The sequence below is a fragment of the Halomonas sp. 111 genome, assembly GCF_052379685.1.
In the GTDB taxonomy this organism is placed as follows: domain Bacteria; phylum Pseudomonadota; class Gammaproteobacteria; order Pseudomonadales; family Halomonadaceae; genus Vreelandella; species Vreelandella citrativorans.
This window is the reverse complement of sequence record NZ_JBQSYV010000050.1, coordinates 1-1,442: the sequence shown is the minus strand read 5'-3', so window position 1 is coordinate 1,442 and position 1,442 is coordinate 1. Positions and strand designations below refer to the sequence as shown.

The 1,442-nt window shown below is 57.6% G+C and carries 1 protein-coding gene; it reads right to left on the bottom strand.

Annotated elements, in window-relative coordinates; genetic code table 11:
• Window positions 1–85: 85 nt before the first annotated feature.
• Complete coding sequence (locus ACT3T7_RS18365; RefSeq protein WP_444631924.1) at window positions 86–1,372, bottom strand: IS701 family transposase; 1,287 nt, start codon at window positions 1,370–1,372, stop codon at window positions 86–88.
• Window positions 1,373–1,442 lie beyond the last annotated feature (70 nt).

Sequence of the window (1,442 nt, the reverse complement as noted above, 5' to 3'; positions counted from 1 at the left end):
ACTACTGTGTCATAAACATCGTGATCGACTACCCAGCGCTATCATGATCGCCTGATTTAGCTCCCATCGCAGGGTGGCGATGGAGTTAACCACGTGGCGTTGTGCGCGTTTTATGGCCCCGCGCCCAGTAGCCTTCGGGTACGGCAACTGCCTGGCAGGGGCTGATTTTTTTTTGATCCCCACAACGTAGGCGCTCCATGACCAGAAAACCGTAAGCGACCGTACACAGAGTGGCGTGGTGGTGAAATCCTCGCCAGTTGCGCCCCTCGTAATGCTTCAGCCCAAACTCCTGCTTGAGCTCCTGATAATCTCGTTCGATGCGCCAGCGTCCTTTCGCTGTCGCCACCAGAGTGGTCAGTGACGTATCTTCCGGCAGATTGCTTAACCAATACTTCGCTGGCGCGGCGTCGCTTTGGGGCCATTCGATCAGCAACCACTCCGGTTCACGCTTCTGCTGGCCTCGCGCCACACGCACTCGGACAGCGGCAAATCGGGAGCACAACGGCTTGTTGGTACCTTCCCGCCAGGTGATATCCTGATAGTCATTGGCATCCAGCGACTCGGCCAGTGCTTGTGCCGCCACTGGGTGATGCTCCGAGGTCTGCTGCCACCGTGTCGGCGGTCGCCCCTGGCCGGACCACTTCGGAGGCAGAGGCTCACTGCCAGGCGGCCAGACACTGATACCCTCCGGCACGTCAACGCAATAACTCAAGCCCCATTCCGCAAGCTGCTCTCTCCACGGCGTCACTTTGCCGTAAGCCGCATCTGCCAGCACGATACCGGGCGTGATACCGGCCTCCAGTGTTTCGCGCACCTGCTGGAGGGCGATCTCCGGTTTGGTGGCAAAGTCGATCTCTTCTGGCACACCGACGCGGCGACAGCGCGCCGGATCGTTTGTCCATGATGTGGGCAAATAAAGCCGCCATGCGACCGGCAGGCTGGCCTGTTCGGTCGCCACCGATAGGCTAACGGCGACCTGACAATTGTCCTGTTTACCAATCTCACCGCAGTATTGGCGGCTAACGCCCACCGAATGCCGTCCTTTCTTGCGAATACCGGTGTCATCGATAATCCAGAAAGGCGTCGTATCGGGGGGAAGCAAGTAGGGTAGCACCTGCTGCGCCACGCCATTAAGCATCCCTCGGTCAGACCATCCAGAGCGAGCCACCAGGTGATGCAGCGACTGATGACAGGCCTGAACGTTATACGGATCGACACTGGCGGCGATGGGCTCGATACTCTTGCGTTTCAGCGGCAGCATCAAGCCACGACAGTAATCCTGAAAACCTTGCACCCGATCAGCATGGCCCAGGCGAGGCGCTAGCTCATCAAGATACGTCTCGAAGCGGTCGTGAAGTGCGTCGTTTACCATAATGCGAAATCGCTATACAGAGGACACAATACGTATTGATAACATGTCTATTTATGACACAGTAGTACTA